Annotated in this window: 17 protein-coding genes and 1 riboswitch; of the genes, 2 read left to right on the forward strand and 15 right to left on the reverse strand. The window is 68.5% G+C overall.

Annotation, left to right across the window (positions count from 1 at the left end; all coding sequences use genetic code 11):
- Window positions 1-45 precede the first annotated feature (45 nt).
- From AC1D1A_RS13070 to AC1D1A_RS13110, 9 genes are all read right to left on the reverse strand, one after another.
- Window positions 46-1,137 carry a hypothetical protein gene (locus AC1D1A_RS13070; protein ID WP_476947886.1) on the reverse strand — a complete coding sequence of 364 codons (1,092 nt, stop codon included), beginning with the start codon at window positions 1,135-1,137 and terminating at the stop codon, window positions 46-48.
- Complete coding sequence (locus AC1D1A_RS13075) at window positions 1,134-2,429, reverse strand: glycosyltransferase family 2 protein (protein ID WP_230008213.1); 1,296 nt, start codon at window positions 2,427-2,429, stop codon at window positions 1,134-1,136. Before AC1D1A_RS13075 ends, AC1D1A_RS13070 begins: the two co-directional genes overlap by 4 nt.
- Window positions 2,416-3,357 carry an ATP-grasp domain-containing protein gene (locus AC1D1A_RS13080; protein WP_476947914.1) on the reverse strand — a complete coding sequence of 314 codons (942 nt, stop codon included), beginning with the start codon at window positions 3,355-3,357 and terminating at the stop codon, window positions 2,416-2,418. Before AC1D1A_RS13080 ends, AC1D1A_RS13075 begins: the two co-directional genes overlap by 14 nt.
- Window positions 3,357-4,262, reverse strand: a complete 906-nt coding sequence (locus AC1D1A_RS13085; protein ID WP_223915228.1) for a PIG-L deacetylase family protein — start codon at window positions 4,260-4,262, stop codon at window positions 3,357-3,359. Before AC1D1A_RS13085 ends, AC1D1A_RS13080 begins: the two co-directional genes overlap by 1 nt.
- Before the next feature lie 589 nt (window positions 4,263-4,851).
- Window positions 4,852-6,036, reverse strand: a complete 1,185-nt coding sequence (locus tag AC1D1A_RS13090) for a glutamate--cysteine ligase 2 (protein WP_476947887.1) — start codon at window positions 6,034-6,036, stop codon at window positions 4,852-4,854.
- A gap of 51 nt (window positions 6,037-6,087) precedes the next feature.
- Window positions 6,088-7,611 (reverse strand): UDP-N-acetylglucosamine 1-carboxyvinyltransferase, encoded by a 1,524-nt coding sequence (locus AC1D1A_RS13095; protein WP_028275394.1) that lies wholly within the window; start codon window positions 7,609-7,611, stop codon window positions 6,088-6,090.
- A gap of 203 nt (window positions 7,612-7,814) precedes the next feature.
- The gene (locus AC1D1A_RS13100) at window positions 7,815-8,618 is read right to left on the reverse strand and encodes an energy-coupling factor transporter transmembrane component T family protein (protein ID WP_476857324.1); all 804 of its coding nucleotides are present in this window, start codon (window positions 8,616-8,618) and stop codon (window positions 7,815-7,817) included.
- On the reverse strand, window positions 8,615-10,273 hold the full coding sequence (locus AC1D1A_RS13105) for an ABC transporter ATP-binding protein (protein ID WP_476947888.1): 1,659 nt from the start codon (window positions 10,271-10,273) through the stop codon (window positions 8,615-8,617). Before AC1D1A_RS13105 ends, AC1D1A_RS13100 begins: the two co-directional genes overlap by 4 nt.
- Window positions 10,274-10,301: 28 nt before the next feature.
- Window positions 10,302-10,949 (reverse strand): ECF transporter S component, encoded by a 648-nt coding sequence (locus tag AC1D1A_RS13110; protein WP_028275391.1) that lies wholly within the window; start codon window positions 10,947-10,949, stop codon window positions 10,302-10,304.
- A gap of 66 nt (window positions 10,950-11,015) precedes the next feature.
- Window positions 11,016-11,159, reverse strand: a riboswitch (TPP riboswitch).
- Between the two features lie 187 nt (window positions 11,160-11,346).
- Between AC1D1A_RS13110 and AC1D1A_RS13115 the strand changes: the two genes are divergently transcribed.
- Complete coding sequence (locus AC1D1A_RS13115; protein WP_476947889.1) at window positions 11,347-11,892, forward strand: heme-degrading domain-containing protein; 546 nt, start codon at window positions 11,347-11,349, stop codon at window positions 11,890-11,892.
- A gap of 39 nt (window positions 11,893-11,931) precedes the next feature.
- A complete protein-coding gene (locus tag AC1D1A_RS13120) occupies window positions 11,932-12,195 on the forward strand; it encodes a DUF4235 domain-containing protein (RefSeq protein WP_223915203.1) in 264 nt (87 codons plus the stop codon).
- A 109-nt stretch (window positions 12,196-12,304) separates the two neighbouring features.
- Here AC1D1A_RS13120 and mnhG read toward each other — a convergent pair whose 3' ends face one another.
- Genes mnhG through AC1D1A_RS13150 form a run of 6 tightly spaced genes read right to left on the reverse strand, consistent with a single transcriptional unit; the run spans window position 12,305 to window position 18,688 of the window.
- Window positions 12,305-12,652 (reverse strand): monovalent cation/H(+) antiporter subunit G, encoded by a 348-nt coding sequence (gene mnhG / locus AC1D1A_RS13125; RefSeq protein WP_043434548.1) that lies wholly within the window; start codon window positions 12,650-12,652, stop codon window positions 12,305-12,307.
- A 31-nt stretch (window positions 12,653-12,683) separates the two neighbouring features.
- Window positions 12,684-12,962 carry an MrpF/PhaF family protein gene (locus AC1D1A_RS13130; RefSeq protein WP_018774043.1) on the reverse strand — a complete coding sequence of 93 codons (279 nt, stop codon included), beginning with the start codon at window positions 12,960-12,962 and terminating at the stop codon, window positions 12,684-12,686.
- Window positions 12,959-13,504: a Na+/H+ antiporter subunit E gene (locus AC1D1A_RS13135; protein WP_028275387.1), complete on the reverse strand. Its 546-nt coding sequence runs from the start codon at window positions 13,502-13,504 to the stop codon at window positions 12,959-12,961. The genes AC1D1A_RS13130 and AC1D1A_RS13135 overlap by 4 nt, the downstream gene beginning before the upstream one ends.
- Window positions 13,501-15,129: a Na+/H+ antiporter subunit D gene (locus tag AC1D1A_RS13140; protein ID WP_476850770.1), complete on the reverse strand. Its 1,629-nt coding sequence runs from the start codon at window positions 15,127-15,129 to the stop codon at window positions 13,501-13,503. Before AC1D1A_RS13140 ends, AC1D1A_RS13135 begins: the two co-directional genes overlap by 4 nt.
- Entirely contained in the window at window positions 15,126-15,647 is a 522-nt protein-coding gene (locus tag AC1D1A_RS13145) for a Na(+)/H(+) antiporter subunit C (RefSeq protein WP_230009245.1), read from the reverse strand. The genes AC1D1A_RS13140 and AC1D1A_RS13145 overlap by 4 nt, the downstream gene beginning before the upstream one ends.
- The gene (locus tag AC1D1A_RS13150) at window positions 15,644-18,688 is read right to left on the reverse strand and encodes a Na+/H+ antiporter subunit A (protein ID WP_476857320.1); all 3,045 of its coding nucleotides are present in this window, start codon (window positions 18,686-18,688) and stop codon (window positions 15,644-15,646) included. Before AC1D1A_RS13150 ends, AC1D1A_RS13145 begins: the two co-directional genes overlap by 4 nt.
- Window positions 18,689-18,845: the final 157 nt, after the last annotated feature.

Consider the following 18,845-nt stretch of genomic DNA (forward strand, 5'->3'; position numbering starts at 1 on the left):
CTCAAACAGGTCTAAACACTCAAGCAGGTCCAGGGCCATGGCCGCTCAGGCCCAGGCCGCCTTGAGCGCCCGCCAGGCGTCGTCGTCGAGCATACTGGACGGTGTGACGGCGACGGCGGCCGCCCCGCCGGAGACAGACGCCTCCAGCCCGGCCGCCAGGTCCGCGGCGGAGATGCGCCCGTCCTTGGCCCACATCCCGACCGAGATGGCGAACTTCCCGGACCGCTTCGCCATGGCCGCGGCCAGCTCGGCGGAGTAGGCCGGAGCGGCGTCGTTGAGCCCGAAGTAGTCCCACAAGACCAGCCGGTCCGCGGCCGCGGCGAGCAGCCCGTAGTCATGGCCGCTCTCCGGCCGGTCGCCGGCGGGATCGTCCCACGGCGCCCGGACGTCCATGTCGAGCGTGGCACCGTTCGCGTGGGCGGCCGCCGCCGCCTTGGCCACGATGGCCGCCACCGCCTTCGACCGCCAGGCCCCGAGGCTCGGGTGTTCGACGTCGATGTCCCCGTTCGCGAGCCGCGGCCAGTCCGTCCCGCCGCTGGCCAGCCGGTAGGAATCGCGGTCGTCGCCGCCGTAGGTGTTGTTATCGAACATCAGTTCCGTCAAGGCCACGGCGTCCGGCTGGTACCGCCTGGTCACCTCGGCCACCAAGTCGACCAGCCGCTCCCCGACGGGTCCCGTCGTGAGTGCGCTGACGCTGGCGAACTCCGTGGAGCGGGTGCCGTCGAAGTTGATGCCGGCCAGGCCCGGGTTGGTACGGATCCAGCCGGGGATCAGCAGGTCGATGGTCAGTGTGATCCTGCGTTTCCTGCCATCACCGCCGGTCCCCAGTGCCTTGACCGCTTCGGCCACGTGGTCACGGCCCGGGACGGCCTCCACCTCGGGGTGGGCGTCCCAAGGGAACGCCGTCCAGTCCAGCCGCCCCACGCTGATGGTGACGCTGTTGGCGTTGACCTCATCGAGCCGTCTGGCCAGTTCCGGCAGCGTCGAGGCGGCGTCGACCACAGTTTCGTAGCCGACGCCGACAGTGCGCTCCGCGGCGGGCGCCGTGGGTCCCTGCGGCCCGCCGCACCCAGTGGCAGAAAGGGCCAGCACCGACAGGAGCACGAGGGCAGGGAAGGCAGCCGGTCTGCGCCTCAAACGCTGACGTCCGGGCGCACCGCCGGGGCGGTGACGCTGACCACACCGGTCCGCGTCAGCTTGTTCCAGTGCGCCTCCTTGCCACGGAGTTCCTGCACCAGCGCGGCCACCATAGTCAGGCTCGTAAACACGGAATAGAGCGGGATGAGCGGGAGCGCCCAGGCGTGCCGCAGGTCCTTCCACGCCCTGTTCATGGCCAGGGCAAACACCGTGAGCAGCAACGTGATGAACAGGCCCACCCAGCCAAGGATTGCCCAGACGTCCGCGCCGAACGGACTGCGGCCCAGCGCCGTGAGGAAGACCAGATCCACGAGTACCAGGATCTGGAGCACCGGGAGCACCACCATGGTGATGGTGTTGAACAGCAGGTACGCGCCGAACTGTCCGTGCCGGAGGTTGCCGATCATGCGCTTGTGCACACCCATGGTCTGCAGCAGCCCGCGGGCCCAGCGGACGCGCTGGCGCCAGAGCGCCCGGACCGTTGACGGCGACTCGGCATAGACCAGCGCGCGCGGGGCGAAGACCACCCGGTAGCCTGCCTTGTGCACCCGCCAGGTGAGTTCCAGGTCCTCGCCTACCGTGTCTTCGCGGAACGGCCCGATCTCCTCCAGGATCCGGCGGGGGAACGCCCCAATGTTGCCGGAGACGATCGGGAGGCAGCCGATCATGGTCAGGGCGCGCCTGACCATCCCGGTGCCGACATGGCTGATGAAGGCCAGCATCCGGGTCTGGACCCGGTCCAGGTTTACCGGCCTGTCGTCGCCGCACACGGCCCCGGTGCGCTGGTCAGTGAAACCCTGGAGCATCCGCTTGACGGTGTTCTGGGAGAAGATCCCGTCAGCGTCGACAAACATGAGGACCTCGCCCGTGGCGTGGCGGATGCCCAGGTTCAGGGCCGCCCCCTTGCCGGCATTGGCCTGGGTCAGGACCGTGATCCGGGGATCCGTCGCGGCGAGCGCGCGCATCAGCCCGGCCGTGTTGTCAGTGGAGCCGTCATCCACGAGCACCACCTCGTACCGCTCGTACAGGGTGAGCTGAATGGAGCGGACGCAGTTTTCGATGACGGTCGCCTCGTTGAAAGCCGGGACGATGATCGACACGCTGGGCCGCTCATCCAGCAGGGTGGGCGTTGCGCGGCGGCGGCGGCGCCCCGCACGGAGTTCAAACCAGACGGACAGCGGCAGCACGAGCAGCTTCACGAGCCCGAACACCAGAATCGGCAGGCCGATGAGGAGCAGGAGGTACTCGGCCCCGGGGACGGCTGATGCGGAGGCGGAACTAAACCAGGACATGGGCGTACGCTCCTGTGCTTTGCCGGAAAGAGGCCGGGTTGAAGGAGGGAAGGGCAAACGACGCCAGCACGGCGTCGAGCAGTTCCGGGGCCCGCCCGCTGTTCGCGCCGAACCGTGCGTTCACTTCAAGGACCACCGGGGTCCCGTCGGCACGCCGGCGGACGTCGACGTCGACCGGGCCCGTGAGGCCCAGCGAGCGGACGGCCGCCATCGCCAGATTTCCGACGTCCATGGCCTCGCCGGCTTCGGCGCGGCGGGTGCTCACGGCGTTGCCCACGTTGCCCTGCGCCAGTTCGGTCTTCTCCACGACGACGACGAACGGCGCGGCCCCGTTGTGCGCCGGGGTGCCGAAGACCATCGGGCCGTATTCGGTGCCCGGGATGAACTCCTGGACAATCAGTCCTTCCGGCAGGCGGTGCCAGTCCACCTGTTTGCTGCCGTCGATGACCATCACGCCGCGTCCGCCGCGGGAGACCCGCGGCTTGAGAACTATGGGGCCGCCGAGCGCGGCCATGGCGGCACCGGCATTGGCGAAGTCCCTGGGCACGCCGAATCTCGGCACGGGGACCCCGGCGGTCTGCAGCTGCCAGGCCGTGAAGAGCTTGTCGTTGGCGAGAGCCACCGGACCGGGATCGCCGATGATGACCCGGACGTCGGTCCCGAAGGCGGCACGGTACCCCGCAAGCTGCGGGAGTTCCTCACACACCGTGGGGATGACCAGGTTGATGCCCTCCTGGACGACAAGCCGGCGCAGAGCCGAGACCATGTCCGGGTCCGAGGCCGGCGGCACCGGGACGACGGTGAGGCCCGCCCCGGCGGGCAGTTCGCGGATGTCCGTGCCCAGGACGGGAACGCCACGGGACTTCAACTGGGCAGCTACGGCGCGGCCCGCGGGGCCTCCGGCGCCGGTGACCAGCACGCGGGGCATCACAGCTTTTCCATTTCCGTGCTCAGGAGACGGACGGGTTCGTAGGCTTCGGCGACCCGGCGCCGCGCCTGCCCGCCGCGGAACGAGGCGATGCCGCGGACCCGCTCGGGCGTCATGTACGGCTTGGCGAGCTGGTCGCTGTGCATCCTCACGGCCTGGACCTTGGCGTCAAGGTAGTCGTCGATGTCAATGAAGACGCTCGGGCTGAAGTCCCGCGTTGCCGACGGGCTTTCATAGCAGAGGATTGAGTGGTGCTGGCGGGCGGCCCGCAGCGTCGCCATGTGGACGGCCTGATGGTCCTGGTGCTGGTCGTGGTTGGAATGCGTGAGGATGATGTCCGGGTTGTAGCGGGCGATGGCGGCTTCAATGACACCCACCATTTCCTGGCTGTGCCGGAACAGGTCCGTGTCTGTGAAGTTGTAAAGGGTCATTCCGGTGAGGCCCATGAACGCCGCGCCGCGCCGCGCGTCGAGGGAGCGCTCCAGGGGATCCCCTCCACGGGTGCCATCGCTCATGACGAGCCCCTGCACCTCGTGTCCGGAGTCTACGAACTTCGCCAGGGTACCGCCGCAGGCAAGTTCAAGGTCGTCGGGGTGGGCGCCGATGGCCAGAACTCTGCGCGGCTGGCGGGCCGGGGCTCCCCCGGTGCGCAGGGCCGTCAAAGCAACGCCCAGGGACGCGAGCCCGCCAAGGGTGAGCGTGAGGTCGGCAGTCCGCCACAACTCGGGCGCATCGAGGAAAACGCTGGCCAGATTTGCCACCAGCAGCGTTGAGCCGGCAAGAAGGCAAATCCTGCGGAGCAGTTCGGGACGGCGCAGGCGGCGGTGGAACCAGGACCGGCCAAGGGCGGCGGCGGCCACAAAAGTAATCAGGAAAACGATGAGCAAGACATAAATCGAGACCATGTGAATTCAATTCCTATGTTGTTCGGCACCCCAGTGCCGGGCCGGATTTGATCTTCAGGGCCGGGCGCATAAGCGAACCTGGCTTTGGGAAGTGGGAGAGGCAATTTTCCGAATCGGTTCGCGGCACCCTTGGCAGGGTGCCGCGTCGGCGAAAGGTGCAGCCGCTGCGGGCTGTGCGAGCATTGCAGGACGTTGACCAGCGCATATGCGGCACAGCACAACCGCCCCCCGGCGTGTTACGTGACATTGTGAGACCTTCTGGGAAACCTTCGGAAAACCTTGAACTTGCTCTTCCAGTAAAGGCGAGTGGCCTATCAGGGCGCCCGAGTAGGCAATACCCGAACCTCAGTGAATGGAATTAAAGGCGGTCACGGGTAGTACTCATATTTCTTGTTTCGACTACCCGGCTCCGGCTTTCGCAAGGCGAACGGGGGCGTGCCGCCCTTGCCCGGAACGGTTAACTGAAAAGGGCTGGGCGGCAATCATTAAACAACCGTGATTCCCTATCAGCATTCGGCAATAAATGCGGCGCCTCTTCGGCCTTTTTTTCTTTTGGCATCCCGCACCCGCAAGTGTTGCGGGCTCCCGGTCAGGCCGGGCGCAACCGGCCCAGGGCCGAACGATTGTCTGCCGACCCCTCGGCGACGGGCCCCTCGGTGGTCAGTTCGATGGCCCGCTCGACGACGGCGGGCAGGCCGCCGGCCCGGAACGGGCCGCGCTGCAGCTGCGAACCGGTGCCCTCTGCCAGAATCCGCTCGACGCCCTCGCGCGCCAGTTCCAGCTCGCCCTGTTCCTCAAGCACCGGGGCCACGAAGTCCACGAGCGCCCTGACCACGTCCGCGGCCGGGGCCGGGGTGAAGGTTCCGAAGTCCAGTAGCTCCCCGCGCAGTCCGCAATTGCTGGCCTGCCACGCGGCCATCCGCAGCAGCAGCGTGGGCACCGGGGCGGGATCGACGCCGTCGTCCCATTCCCGCGCGGCCGACTCCACGAGGGCGCGCACCAGTACGGCAATCAGGGCAGCATCCTCGGCCCGCAGGCAGACATCCGCGACCCTGATCTCCACGGTGGGATGCTGTCGGGCCAGCCGCGCGTCGAAATAGACCATCCCCTCATCCATCAGGACGCCGCTTTCGACCAGCCGGGTGACCACGCGGCGGTAGACGGGCAGGCTGCCGAAGATCATCGTGGGTCCCGAGCCCGGCCAGCGGTTCCAGGCCTGGGTGCGGTAGCTTTCGAATCCGGTCTCGGCCCCGTTCCAGTAGGGGGAATTCGCGCTGAGTGCTATCAGCACGGCCAGCTTGTCGCGGATCCGGTCCATTACCGCCACGCCCTCCTCCGGAGACTCCACAAAGGTGTGGACGTGGAGGCCGCAGGTCAGCTGGTTCCGGACGGTGAGCCCGAAGCGCTGCTGCATGGTCATATAGCGCGGATTCGGCGTCAGGTGGGTGGCTGAGCCTTGGGGCGACGTGGCCAGGGCCGCGACCCGGCCGCCGTGCGCCCGGGCGGCCTGGTCCGCAAGGGACCGGCCACGCCTGAGCTGCCGGAGCAGTTCCGTGTATTCCAGGCACGGATGCGTCTGGGTCTCGATCTGTTCGAGCTTGAGCTCGTAGCTGAAGTCGGCGCCTTCGTGGACCGGTTTCTGTGCCGGGAGAACCCTGGCGGCTTCCTGTTGCGGCGGCACCAGACTCGGCAGCATGAGGTCAGCGAGGGCAAGCAGCATCCCCGATTCGGGGTCCACTATCAGCAGTTCTTCCTCCACGCCGAAGGTGCGCATGAATCTATTGTGCGTCAGGATCCGCCGAAACGCCCCACACCAACGCGGGGCTCAGTCCTGGAAATACTCGATCTTCGCCCCGATGGTGTTCAGCCGCTCAGCCAGGTCCTCATAGCCGCGTTCAATGACATAGATGTTCCGCAGCTCCGAGACGCCACGGGCCGCCAGCATGGCCAGCAGCAGGCAGGCGGCGGGGCGGAGGGCAGGCGGGCAGCCCACCTCGGCCGCTCGCCACTTGCTGGGCCCGTTGACGTAAATGCGGTGCGGATCGAGCAGCTGGACCTGGGCGCCGAGCTTGTTGAGCTCGGTCAGGTAGATGGCCCGGTTCTCGTAGACCCAGTCATGGATCATTGTCTGGCCGTGGGCGTTGGCGGCGATCACCGCGAAGAAGGGCAGGTTGTCGATGTTCAGCCCGGGGAAGGGCATGGGGTGGATCTTGTCCTCCGGCGCCCGCAGCTCCGAAGGCTTGGTGGTGACGTCCACCAGGCGGGTGCGGCCGTTGCGGGCAAAGTACTCCCCGGAAACCTCGAGCCGCTGGCCCATCTGCTCGAGCGTGGCGAGTTCGATTTCCATGAACTCGATCGGGACGCGGCGGATGGTGACTTCCGAGTTCGTCACGATGCCGGCGGTGATGAGGCTCATCGCCTCGATGGGGTCCTCGGACGGGAAGTATTCGATGTCGGCGTCGATCGACGGGCGGCCGGTGATCTTCAGCGTGGTGGTGCCAACCCCGGCGATGTCCACGCCGAGCATCTGCAGGTAGAAGCACAGGTCCTGCACCATGTAGTTCGGGCTGGCATTGCGGATGATGGTGGTGCCACGGCGGTGGGCTGCGGCCATGATGGCATTCTCGGTGACGGTGTCGCCGCGTTCGCTGAGCACGAAGGAGCGGTCGTGACCGTCCGACGGCGGCGCCTGCACCGCGTAGAACCCGGACTTCGCCTCCACGCTAAGGCCGAACTGGCGCAGTGCCTGCATATGCGGCTGCACGGTGCGGGTGCCGAGGTCGCAGCCGCCGGCGTAGGGCAGCCGGTAGGTGTCGGCCTCGTCCAGCAGCGGGCCCAGGAGCATGATGACGCTGCGGGTCCTTCGGGCCGCCTCCACATCCATGGAGGCCAGGTCCAGGACGGCGGGGCGGCGGATCTGGAGGTCGTTCGCGTTGAGCCAGGTGCACTCGACGCCGATGCTGGTCAGCACCTCCACGATCCGGTTGACTTCCTCGATCCGGGCAAGCCTGCGCAGCGTGGTGGTGCCGCGGTTGATGAGGCTGGCGCACAACAGCGCGACGCCGGCATTCTTGCTGCTGTTGACGTCCACCGCGCCGGCGAGGGTGCGGCCGCCCTCGACGCGCAGGTGGGTCATCTGGGGCCGGCCCACCTTGACGATGCTGTGCCCGACGATCGCCTCCAGGCGCTGGATCATCTTCAGGCTCAGGTTCTGCTTGCCCTGTTCCATCCGGGCGATGGCGCTCTGGCTGGTGCCCAGCTCGGCGGCGAGTTGCCCCTGGGTCCAGCCCTTGGCGCCGCGCGCCTCGCGGAGCAGGATGCCTACGTGTTCAGCAGTCGGTTGAGTCATGCTCCCGAAAATATCACGCATGATTTATAAACCACGGCAATTCCGGCCGGAATGGCGCCAATCTCACACGGATACCCACGCCATGCGATAACCGGCAGGCCGCCGGAACTCCCGGGCCGCCCCGCCGGAACTCCCGGGCTGCCCGCCGGAACTCCCGCCCCGCCCCGCCGGGCTGCCCGGGCTGCCCGGCCGGCGGCGCCTGTCTACTGGCGGGTGAGGAAGACGAGGTTCCAGGTGCCCGCGCCGAGGGCCGCGGCGACGGCGGCGGCGGCGATGCCGAGCCCGCCCAGCAGCACCCAGGCATCGAGTCCGCTGAACGTCGAGGGCCGGGCCCAGGTCCGGGCGGCACCGCCGAAGCCGCGGGCCTCCATGGTCACCGCGAGCCGCGAGGCGCTCCGGATCGCCTGCACCAGCAGGCCGAAACTCTGGCCCAGCGTGGCGCGGAACCGCTGATAGGGGTTGCCGCTCGAGCCCACGCCGCGGGCCCGCCGGGCCATACCGATGGTCTGCCATTGCTCGGCCATGATTCCGACGAGCCGCATCGCGGCCAGGGTGCCCAGGACGAACCGGTGCGGCAGTTTCGCGTTCTGGGCCAGGGCATCGGCCAGGTCCGTGGGGTCGGTACAGCTCATCAGCAGCACCGCGGGCAATGCGATCGCGAGCCCGCGGAGCATGAAGCCGATCCCCAGCTGCAGGGAACCGGCGCTGACGGACCAGATCCCCGCATCGAGCAGGACGGGTCCGGAATCGGCCGCCAGGATGGCCGTGCTCCAGCCGCCCAGCGCCGCCGCGAGGATCAGCGGCCAGCCGCGCTGCCACAGCAAGGCCACAGTCAGGCCCGCCAGCGGCAGCAGCAGCAGTTCGAACGCCAGCGCCACCGACGCCGACACCCAGTCAATGGAGAGCGCCAGGACCAGGGTGATCAGGGTGACCGCCGTGAACTTGGCGAGCGGGTTGGCTCGGGTCAGCAGCGCATGGTTGCCGCGCAGGCTCAGCGCGTCCCTCAAGGCGAGGCCCCCTCCGGCAGCTCGAGATCCGGGCCGTGAGCGTCCGCGGCGGCGGTTTCCCGTGGCCGGAGGCGGAGTTCGGCGCCGCCGAGGACGGCGCTGAATTCGGCGTCATGCGTCACGGACACGACGGCGGTGCCGGCGTCGAGGAGCTCGGAGAGGAACGAGGCGAGTTCGGCCCACGTATTGGCATCCTGGCCGAAGGTGGGCTCGTCCAGGACCAGCACCTGGGGGTGCGCCGCCAGCACAGTGGCAACCGAAAGGCGCCGCTTCTCGCCGCCGGAGAGCGTGTAGGGGTTGGCGTCCACAAGCTCCGTCAGCCGCAGCCGCTCCAGCAGTTCGTCCACGCGGTCTTCGCCGTAGCCGAGGTGGCGCGGGCCGAACATGAGCTCGTCGAGGACCTTGCCGGTAACGAACTGGTGCTCGGGTTCCTGGAAGACGGTTCCGATCCTGGCGATCAGCTGCTGGGCCTTCCACCGGTAGGGATCGGGTCCGGCGCCGTCGCGTACGCGGCCACTGGAGTGACCGCTGGAGTGACCGGTGGCGGGACTGCTCAGCTCCGCCGTGGCCGAGACTGTTCCCGCGACGGGCCGCAGGAGACCGGCCAGCGTCAGCGCCAGGGTGGACTTCCCTGTGCCGTTCTGTCCGGTGATGGTCAGCGCCTCGCCGGCGCGGACCCGGACCGAGACCCCGGACTGGACCGGACGCGGCGCGATGGTGCGGAAGCCGTCGCGCAGCCCGGCCCGCCGCGGCCGTTCGCGGGACACCGCGAGCGCGTCGGCCGCGAGCAGAGTCTGTCCCGCGCCCCGCGCCGGTGTCCGCATCCGCGTCGCCGGGACGTAGCCCGGCACCCAGACGCCCGCACCGATGAGCATGTCCCGCGCCTCGGCCAGGACCCGGTCCGGCGGTCCGTCAATCAAGACCGCGGAGTCCGTGGCGGCCCCTGGCTGCAGCACCACGATCCTGTCCACCAGGTCTTTCCAGACCCCCACCCGGTGCTCCACGACCACCAGCGTGGCGCCCGTCTTGTCCAGGCAGCGGCCCACGGCGTCGCGGACCTCCAGGACGCCCGCGGGGTCGAGGTTGGCGGTCGGCTCGTCGAGCAGCAGCAGCCCTGGCCGCATCGCGAGGATCCCGGCGAGCGCGAGCCGTTGCTTTTGGCCGCCGGAGAGGGCCGCCGTCGGGTGGTCCAGCGGCAGCTGTCCCAGCCCGACGTCGTCGAGGGCCTCGCGCACGCGCGGCCAGATCTCCGCCGCCGGGACGGCGAGGTTCTCCGCCCCGAAGGCGACGTCGTCGCCGAGGCGGGAGAGCACCACCTGCGTTTCCGGGTCCTGCTGCACCAGCCCGGCGCGGCCGCGCCGCGCCCGTGGCGCGGCACCGTCGATCAGGAGGCTGCCGGTCTCGTCTGTGTTCTCGGCGTCGCCGGAGTCGCCGGGGTCCCCGGAGTCGCCGGCCGCGCCGTCGCCCAGAACGCCGGCCAGGGCGTGGAGCAGCGTCGACTTGCCGGCGCCGGAGGGCCCCAGCAGGAGCACGCGCTCCCCCGGCCGGATGTCCAGGTCAAGGCCGCTGACGGCGGGCCTGGTCCGTCCGGCATGCCGCCAGCCCCAGCCGCGGGCCGTGACGGCGGCCGGCCGGACGCCCGGTGAAGATCTCATGATTCTCTGCAGGATTCAGCGACGGGGCTCAGGAGAAGACGGGCTCCGTGGCGGCCTTGCGGGAGGCAAAGGAGCCCAGCACTCCGGTTTTCGCCAGGCCGCGGGTGGCGAGCCAGGCCAGTCCGCCGGCAATCACTGCGCCGGAGATCGTGGTGAAGACGATGTAGGCGAGCTTGTCGCCGGCTTCGTAGGCGATGTTCCAGCCCCACGGCAGGAAGGAGTCGTTCAGGCCGCAGAAGAGGCCCGCGCCGGCGCCGGCCAGCACGGAGACGGGCAGGTTGAACTTCTTGTAGAGGAAGGCCGCGAAGACCAGTTCGGCGCCGAGGCCCTGCAGGATGCCGGAGATCAGCACCGTGGTGCCGTACTGCGAACCCATGATGAGCTCGCCGGTGGCCGCGACGGTTTCGCAGAAGAGCGCGGCGCCCGGCTTGCGGATGATGAGCATGCCCAGCACCGCCGGGATCATCCAGCCGCCGGCGTAGAGTCCGCTCAACGGCGGGTAGACCGCGTTGACCGGAGTCGAGATCAGGTTCGCGCCCTGGGACCAGGCCCAGAAAATGACGCCGCCGGCAACGGCGATCAACGCGGCCACCACAATGTCCACCACGCGCCAGCTGTAGTTGCGCCGGGCGGATGAACGGCTGGCGGAACCATGCTGTGCTGAAATATCTGTCATGTCGTCCTCCTGAGGAACAGGAGGGGAGGGTGCGCCGGCCGGTCTCGGCTTCCGCCGCCCTCCGCGCACCCTGAGAACTCGACTCCCTTGCGCCGGTACTAACCGGATCAGGTTCGAGGGTCTGCGGCTGTCCGCACTCTCAGCGCCCACCAAAGGTTTCCCCGGATTGTTCCGGCGATGCCCGACGGCGGCGCTCCCCTGTCGTAATTATTTTCGCCCTTGTGGGCTGGCTCAGTTTACACCCGGACGGCCGGGTTTTCAGTGGTGTGCCGTCACAATCGTGGACCGGACGGCGGCAGTCCCGGCGGCCCGGAAATCCCTCTTGGTAGAGTCGTCGTGCCGGACCCCCGGACCCGCCAGCGGGCGGCCTCGTCACCCACCGGAAAGCTGGAATATTTTGTCGCACACACCGGTCACCCAAGATCCCTCCGGGGAATACGATCCCGACTCGAGTGAGCCGCAGCCGCGGGGATCCCTGGCGGCGCTTATCGGCCGCGTGCTGGCCGAGATAGAGGCGCTCCAGTTCGCGTCGTTCAGCAAGGATGACGCCTTGGACCTCGGGCTCCTCCTTGTCGAGCTGGGCAGGCAACGCTCGCTGCCCATCGCCGTCGACATCACCAAAGGCGAGCAGGTGCTCTTCCACGCCGCGCTGGACGGCGCCACACCGGACAATGAGCGCTGGATCAACGCCAAAAAGCGCACCGCCATGCGGTACGAGGTCCCGTCCCTGCTGGTGGGCCTCCGGGCCCGCGCCGCCGGCGGAAGGATCGAGGACAACGCCTGGTGGGATCAGTCGGAGTTCGCCGCCCACGGCGGGGCGTTCCCCATCTACGTGCGCGGCACGGGCGCCGTCGCCGTCGTCACCGTCTCCGGCCTGCCCCAGAAGGCGGATCACGAACTCGTGGTCGAGGCCCTGCGGATGGTCCTCACCCCGGAACGCTAGGCTAGGGGAAAACCGTTCCCGTCCCAAGGAGACCGAAGAATGAACATCCTCATCAAGCTGCTCGGCACCGGCGTCAGCCTCCTGGCCGGCTTTGCCGGCACCAAGCTGGTGGACACCATGTGGGAAAAGTCCACAGGCAACAAGCCGCCCAAGGGCCAGGAGGACGACGTTCCCACCACCCTGCGCTCGGCCCTGACGTTCGCCCTGATCTCCGCCTCGGTCAGCGCCATCATCCAGGTGCTCGCCAACCGCGGCACCCAGCGCGCGATCACCCGCTTCGCCAAGACCCAGGACGTCGTCTGACCTGACGCGACCAGCCGCGGCGCCCGCCGCGGCTGTCGAAGGCCCCGGCCGGGTCCGCTGGCCGGACGGGGGCGACGTGCCGGCCGGGTCCGCCGGGCCGGACGGGGGCTCAGCGGTCGTCGTCGTCCGCTCCGTGCGTGGCCGCCTGCTGGGCGGCCTTCTGGACTACCGCCTCGAGCTCGTCGGAGCTCAGCAGCTCCGGGTGCAGGTGCTTGGTCCGGTAGCCGGCCCGGCCCACCATGTGGGCGGACACGGGGACGGTGAGCAGCTGGAAGAGCCAGGCCACCAGCAGGACGGGCCACACCGACCAGGTGCGCATCTGCAGGCCGAGGGCCGCCAGCAGCAGGAACAGGCCGAGGACCTGCGGTTTGGTGGCCGCGTGCATCCTGCTCATGAGGTCCGGGAATCGCAGCAGCCCGATGGCGGCCGCGAGGGACATCAGGGCTCCGGTCACCATGAACACGGCGGAGACGGCGTCGATCACTGTGTCAGGATTCACGGACGCCCTCCCGCCTGTCGGCCACGAACCGGGCCACGGTGACCGAGCCGACGAAGCCGATCAGGGAAATCGCAACGAGCAGCATCAGGTTGTTCAGGTGCCGGTTGGCGGCCATGTCGATGCACAGGGCCGCGCCGAAGATGGCCAGCAGCACGTCGGCGGCCAGAACCCGGTCCAGCAGCGAGGGCCCCCGCGCGATCCGGACGATCGCCCCCGCGGCGGCCAGGGACAGTACGACGGCGGTCACCGTCAGGACGGTCTGCATCATGCGGCGGTCTCCTGTGTCAGGGCGGAAAGTTCGGCTTTGGTCCCCATGATCCGGATCAGCCCGGCCTCGGTGTCCCGGACCTCTTTGCGCAGCTTGGCCGCGTCCTCGGCATTGCGGACGTTGATGCCGTGGATGTAGAGCGTGGACGTCGACCTGTCCACCTCCACCACGAGGGACCCGGGAATCAGCGAGATCACGTGCCCGGTGGCCGTGACCAGGAGGTCCGAATGGCTTCGGAGCGGCACGGCTACGACCGCGCTGACCACGTTGGGGCCGCGGACGACGGCCAGGTACAGGACCTGGAAGCTTGCCGCGACGACTTTTCCGAGGAAGATGAGGGCGAACGGCACGGCGCGGAGCACGTTGAAGCGGCCGCCGAGTTCCACCGGGGGCAGATAGAAAATGCGCGCCACGAGCACCGCGATGAGGGCGCCGAAGAGGAGATTGCCCGGGCTGAAGTTCTGCCAGAGCGCGCCCCAGACAAAGACGAGCCAGACCAGCAGCGGCAGTTCCTGGCGCAGCGAGATCCTTTTCCGGTTCATTTTCCGCCGCCCTCCCGGACCTGCACCGGATGGAGCGACGGGGGCACCGGCGGCACGGGCGCATCCGGGCCGAGCACGGCCTGGATGTAGGAGGTCCGGTCCAGCATCTCCTGGGCGGACTGGTCGGCCACCCTGAACAGCGGCCCGGCAAAGACCGTCAGGGCCACGCCAAAGACCACCAGGCCCAGGGTGGAGCCCACCATGGTGCGGGGCAGCAGGGTCACATTCGTCTTGCCGGCCCGGTCACCCGTGGCGGAGTCGGCCGGCGCTGCCAGGAGCACCGGATCGGGGTGTTCGGCGTCCCCGGGCTTGCGCCAGAACGCCCGGTTCCAGACCCTCGCGATCGCCAGCAGGGTCAGCAGGCTCGTCAGCACGCCGCCGATCACCAGGGCGTAGGCCAGCGGCGTCCCCAGTTCCACACCTGCCTGAAGCAGCCCCAGCTTGCCCAGGAAACCCGAGAACGGCGGGATTCCGGCGAGGTTCATGGCGGGAATGAAGAACAGGACCCCCAATACCGGGGAGAGCTTGGCCAGTCCCGCCACGCGGTCCATGGACGAGCTGCCGCCGCGGCGTTCAATCAGGCCGGTCACCAGGAACAGGCTGGTCTGGACAGTGATGTGGTGGGCCACGTAGAACACCGCGGCGCCCAGACCGGCCACGGTGGACATGGCCAGGCCGAACACCATGTAGCCAATATGGCTGACCAGGGTGAAGGACAGGAGCCTCTTGATGTCACTTTGGGCCAGGGCGCCGAGGATGCCCACCACCATGGTCAGCAGCGCCGCGACCATGAGCGGGGCGTTGAGCGCATCCCCCGGGAATAGCAGCGTTTCCGTGCGGACCATCGCATAGACGCCCACCTTGGTCAGCAGCCCGGCAAACACCGCGGTGACCGGGGCCGGGGCGGTGGGGTAGGAGTCAGGGAGCCAGAAGGACAGCGGGAAGACGGCGGCCTTGATGCCGAAGGCCACCAGCAGCATGACGTGCAGCAGCGTCCGGGTGCCCTGGTCGAGGTCGCCGAGCTTGATGGCGAGGTCCGCCATGTTGATGGTTCCGGTGGCGCCGTAGATCATGGCGATCGCGATCAGGAACAGCACCGAGGACACGACGGAGACCACCACGTAGGTCACGCCGGCCCGGATGCGCGGGCCTGTCCCGCCGAGGGTGATGAGCACGTAGCTGGCCGTCAGCAGGATCTCGAAGCCGACGTAGAGGTTGAAGAGGTCTCCGGTGAGGAAGGCGTTGGACACCCCGGCCACGAGGATCAGGTAGGTCGGGTGGAAGATCGAGACCGGCGCGTCGCGGTCGCCGTCGGCCATGCCCTGTCCCGTTGCGTAGATCAGCACCGCAAGGCTCACGGCCGAGGACACCACGAGCATGAGGGAGGAGAACTGGTCCACCACCAGCACGACGCCCCACGGCGGCAGCCAGCCGCCGATGTTCACCGCGGCCGTGCCGCCATCCCAGACGGAGGCCAGCAGCCAGCATTCCAGCAGCAGTGTCAGCGTCAGCACGGCGATGCTGACCGCGCGCTGGACCCGGGGGTGATGGATGAGCAGAAAGGTCAGGGCGGCGCCCAGGATGGGGAGTACGACGGCGAGCGGGGCAAGGCTGGTGATGTTCACTCTCCGCCTCCTTCCGGGCTGGGGTCAACGTTGAGGGAACCGGGCTGTTCTTCAGAGGCGGCCTTGTCGGCCCGCACGGGGCGGTCACCGGACATGACCGTGGCCAGCGGGAACTCCGAAGTCTCGACCGGGATCACGGAGTCGTCCTCGGCATCGAAGCTTGGCGTTTCCGCGACGCGGCGGTCCTCGGCGTCGTCCTGGATTTCATCCTGGCGGGCCAGGACCCAGGTGCGGTAGATGATGCCCAGCATGAACGCCGTGACGGCGAAGGAGATCACGATCGAGGTCAGGATCAGGGCCTGCGGCAGGGGGTCGTTGTAGTCCCCCGCCGGGGTGTCCTTGTCGAAGAGCGGCGCCAGCCCGGCGTAGCCGCCGGTGGCGAGGATCAGCAGGTTCGTGGCGTTGGCCAGCAGCATGAGGCCCAGCAGGACCCGGGTGAGGCTGCGTTCGAGGAGCAGGTAGATGCCACAGGCGTAGAGGGCGCCCATGACCGTCAGCAGGGTCAGGTTGACGCTCATGTTCTCCCCTTGGCAGTGGTTTCCGCGTCGGCGGACTCGGCGGGGACCCCGCCCGGGAATCCTCCGCTGTCCTGGTCTTCGGCGGGTCCCTCTTCGGTCGTCTCGGGTTGTTCTTCGAAGTGCTCGTCGATCTCCGCGCCGAGGCTGCGCAGCACGTCCAGGGCCAGCCCGACGACCACGACGTAGACACCGATGTCGAAGATGGTCGAGGTGACGAACTTGATGTCGCCGAAGACGGGCAGCCACAGCTCCACGATGGCGCTCTGGAACACTTCGCCGCCCAGCAGCAGCGGCGTCATTCCGGCGGCGGCCGCCGTGGCCAGGCCGATCCCCAGCAGGGTGCCGGCGCCGACTGGTGTCGCTTCGCGCAGTTCGAAGCGGCCGCCGGCCAGGTAGCGGATGGTCAGGGCGAGGCCGGCGGTGAGGCCGCCGGCGAAGCCGCCGCCGGGCAGGTTATGGCCGGCGAGGAGCAGATAGATGGAGAACACGATCATCGAGTGGAAGATGAGGCGGGTGACCACCTCGAAAATGATCGAGCGGCGTTCGGGTGCCAGGGTCCGGCCGGCCACCAGCCAGGCGTCGCGAGTGGCGGCAGCGAACCGCCGGTTCATCGCCAGGGCGGCGTCTTCCCTGGTGCTGCCCCTGGCCCCGGTCCGCCGGCCCACGGTCCCTTCCGCGACGCTCGCGGATGTCCGGATGCGGTCACCGCGGCCGCGGACGAAGATGAGGCTTGCGACGCCGGTGGCGGCCAGGGCCAGGACCGAGATCTCGCCAAAGGTGTCCCAGGCCCGGATGTCCACCAGGGTCACGTTGACGACGTTGAGTCCGCCGCCGCCCTCATAGGCCAGTTGCGGGAACTGCAGGGAGACCGGCGGCGCCACCCGGGCGCCGAGGGCGTGGATGGCCACGAAAATCATGGTGACGCCGAATGCCAGGCCGATCACCACGCGGATGACCCTGTACTTGCCGCCGGTGCGGTCCCGCAGCCCCGGCGGAAGGCTCCGCATGGCCAGCACGAACGCCACCAGGATCATGGTTTCGACCAGCATCTGGGTCAGGGCGAGGTCCGGGGCTCCCTGCAGGGCGAACATCATGGCAATCCCGTAGCCGGTGACGGACACCATCAGGACGGCCAGGAACCGTTTGTTGGCGCGCACCGCGGCCAGCGCCCCGATCACGATTCCGGCGCCGGCCACCAGCTGCAGCGGCGAGCCGGGATCGATGACATAGAGACCTGGCGGCAGCGGTTTGTTGGCCAGCAGCAGCGCCGTCAGCGGCAGGACGAACGCCACGGTCAGGATGACGGACAGGTAGAAGAAGAGCGAACCTCGCTGGGTCCGGCCGGTGATCCATACCGCGGTGTCGTCCAGGGCGCCGATCGTCAGCTGGTAGGCACGGTCGCTGTCGATCCAGCCCGGCACCAGCGCCTGCAGCCGGGCCACGGCGTTGCGGCCGTAGAACATCGCCAGGCCCAGGACGAACGTCACTGCGGTCAGGCCCAGGGCCGGGGTGATGCCGTGCCACAGCGCCAGGTGCCCGGGCGGGGCCTCGGAGCCGTGCACAAAAAGCTCCGCGTAGGGCTGGATCCAGGCGTCAACGGTGGCAGGCCACAGCCCGTAAAGGATTGTGAGGAGGCTCAGGATCGCCGGTGCGGCGAGGAACGCCGGTTTGACCGGCTTGAAGGCCGTGGGCTCCACGCCGGGCTTGAGGGCGAAGGCTCCCCACATGAACCTGGCGCTGTAGGCGAAGGTCAGGATGGAGCCCAGGACCACACCGGCCAAGAGCCAGGGTCCGGTCCCGGTCTCCGACTTGTACTGGAGGAAGGCCTCGAACACCGATTCCTTGGCGACGAATCCGGCCAGCGGGGGCACGCCCGCCATCGAGGCCGCGCCGATCGCCGCGACGACCGCCAGTGCCCTGGCCGATCCGTAGACGCCGGAGAGCTCGCGGATGTCCCGGGTCCCGGACTGGTGGTCGATGATGCCCACCACCAGGAAGAGCGTGGCCTTGAACAGCCCGTGCGCCAGGAGCAGGGCTATTCCGGCGAGTGCCGCGTCGGGAGTGCCGAGGCCCACCACCATGGTCATGAAGCCCAGCTGGCTCACGGTGCCGTAGGCGAGGATGAGCTTGATATCTGTCTGCCGGAGGGCCCGGTAGCCGCCCACCAGCATGGTGGCCAGGCCCAGGCCGAGCACGATCGGCAGCCAGGCCGCGGTGTCCGCGAATCCGGGGGCCAGCCGGGCCACAAGGTAGATCCCGGCCTTCACCATGGCCGCGGCGTGCAGGTAGGCGCTCACGGGAGTGGGGGCAGCCATTGCGCCGGGGAGCCAGAAGTGGAACGGCACCAGGGCGGATTTGGTGATCGCACCGATCAGGATGAGGACGACGGCGGCGTTCACGACCCCGCCTGCGGGGCCGGCGACCAGGGTGGGAGCCAGGTCCATGATGGCCTGGATCCGGTAGGTTCCGGCCGTCGAACCGAGCATGATGAGCCCCACGAGCATGGCCAGGCCGCCGGCGGTGGTCACCACGAGTGCCTGCAACGCCGAGCGCCGCGCGGACAGCCGGGTGCGGGCGTAGCCGATCAGCAGGTAGGACAGCACTGTGGTCAGTTCCCAGAAGATGAACAGCAGCAGAAGGTCATCAGCGGTAACGAGGCCGAACATCGCCCCGGCGAAGGCCAGGAGCTGGGCGCCGAAACCGCCGAGGTAGTCGTCCTTGTCCTTGAAGTAGCGGGCGCAATAGACCAGCACCAGCGCGCCCACCCCCAGCACCAGCAGGGACATGACCCAGGCCAGGGCGTCCATCCGGAACGCGAGTTCGAGCTGCAGCCCGGGAATCCAGGGGATGACTTCGGTAATCGCCCCGTCAGAACCTGAATAGACTGTGCCTGAATAGACTGCGTCGTGCTGCAGCAGCAGCCAGATAAAGGAGGCCGCGGGGACCGCGGCCAGGGCGAAGAACGAATTCCTGCCAAACTTTCGGAACAGCAGCGGGGCCACAGCAGCCACCGCAAAGTGCACGGCAAGGACTGTGATCACTGGTATCTCCGCAACGTCAGAAAGTCGATTGTCAGCAAGTTGGAGCAGGCGGGTCATTTGTTAGGTTCGGTGCCGTCAGTTTACCAAGCGTGTACAAATTCTTTTGGCCGAGACACCGGTCACTGAACAATTCGACGCAAATGTGAAGCCGGGGCTA

It is taken from the genome of Arthrobacter sp. P1_B9 (assembly GCF_056406495.1).

Bases quoted from the DNA above. Each gene is read 5' to 3' on its own strand.
- AC1D1A_RS13110 (WP_028275391.1), bottom strand. From the start codon at position 10,949: ATGACAGATATTTCAGCACAGCATGGTTCCGCCAGCCGTTCATCCGCC.
- AC1D1A_RS13085 (WP_223915228.1), bottom strand. From the start codon at position 4,262: ATGGTCTCGATTTATGTCTTGCTCATCGTTTTCCTGATTACTTTTGTG.
- AC1D1A_RS13095 (WP_028275394.1), bottom strand. From the start codon at position 7,611: ATGACTCAACCGACTGCTGAACACGTAGGCATCCTGCTCCGCGAGGCG.
- AC1D1A_RS13130 (WP_018774043.1), bottom strand. From the start codon at position 12,962: ATGATGCAGACCGTCCTGACGGTGACCGCCGTCGTACTGTCCCTGGCC.
- AC1D1A_RS13135 (WP_028275387.1), bottom strand. From the start codon at position 13,504: ATGAACCGGAAAAGGATCTCGCTGCGCCAGGAACTGCCGCTGCTGGTC.
- AC1D1A_RS13090 (WP_476947887.1), bottom strand. From the start codon at position 6,036: ATGCGCACCTTCGGCGTGGAGGAAGAACTGCTGATAGTGGACCCCGAA.
- AC1D1A_RS13075 (WP_230008213.1), bottom strand. From the start codon at position 2,429: ATGTCCTGGTTTAGTTCCGCCTCCGCATCAGCCGTCCCCGGGGCCGAG.
- AC1D1A_RS13145 (WP_230009245.1), bottom strand. From the start codon at position 15,647: ATGAGCGTCAACCTGACCCTGCTGACGGTCATGGGCGCCCTCTACGCC.
- mnhG (WP_043434548.1), bottom strand. From the start codon at position 12,652: ATGGTGACCGGAGCCCTGATGTCCCTCGCGGCCGCCATCGGGCTGCTG.
- AC1D1A_RS13120 (WP_223915203.1), top strand. From the start codon at position 11,932: ATGAACATCCTCATCAAGCTGCTCGGCACCGGCGTCAGCCTCCTGGCC.
- AC1D1A_RS13080 (WP_476947914.1), bottom strand. From the start codon at position 3,357: ATGCCCCGCGTGCTGGTCACCGGCGCCGGAGGCCCCGCGGGCCGCGCC.
- AC1D1A_RS13105 (WP_476947888.1), bottom strand. From the start codon at position 10,273: ATGAGATCTTCACCGGGCGTCCGGCCGGCCGCCGTCACGGCCCGCGGC.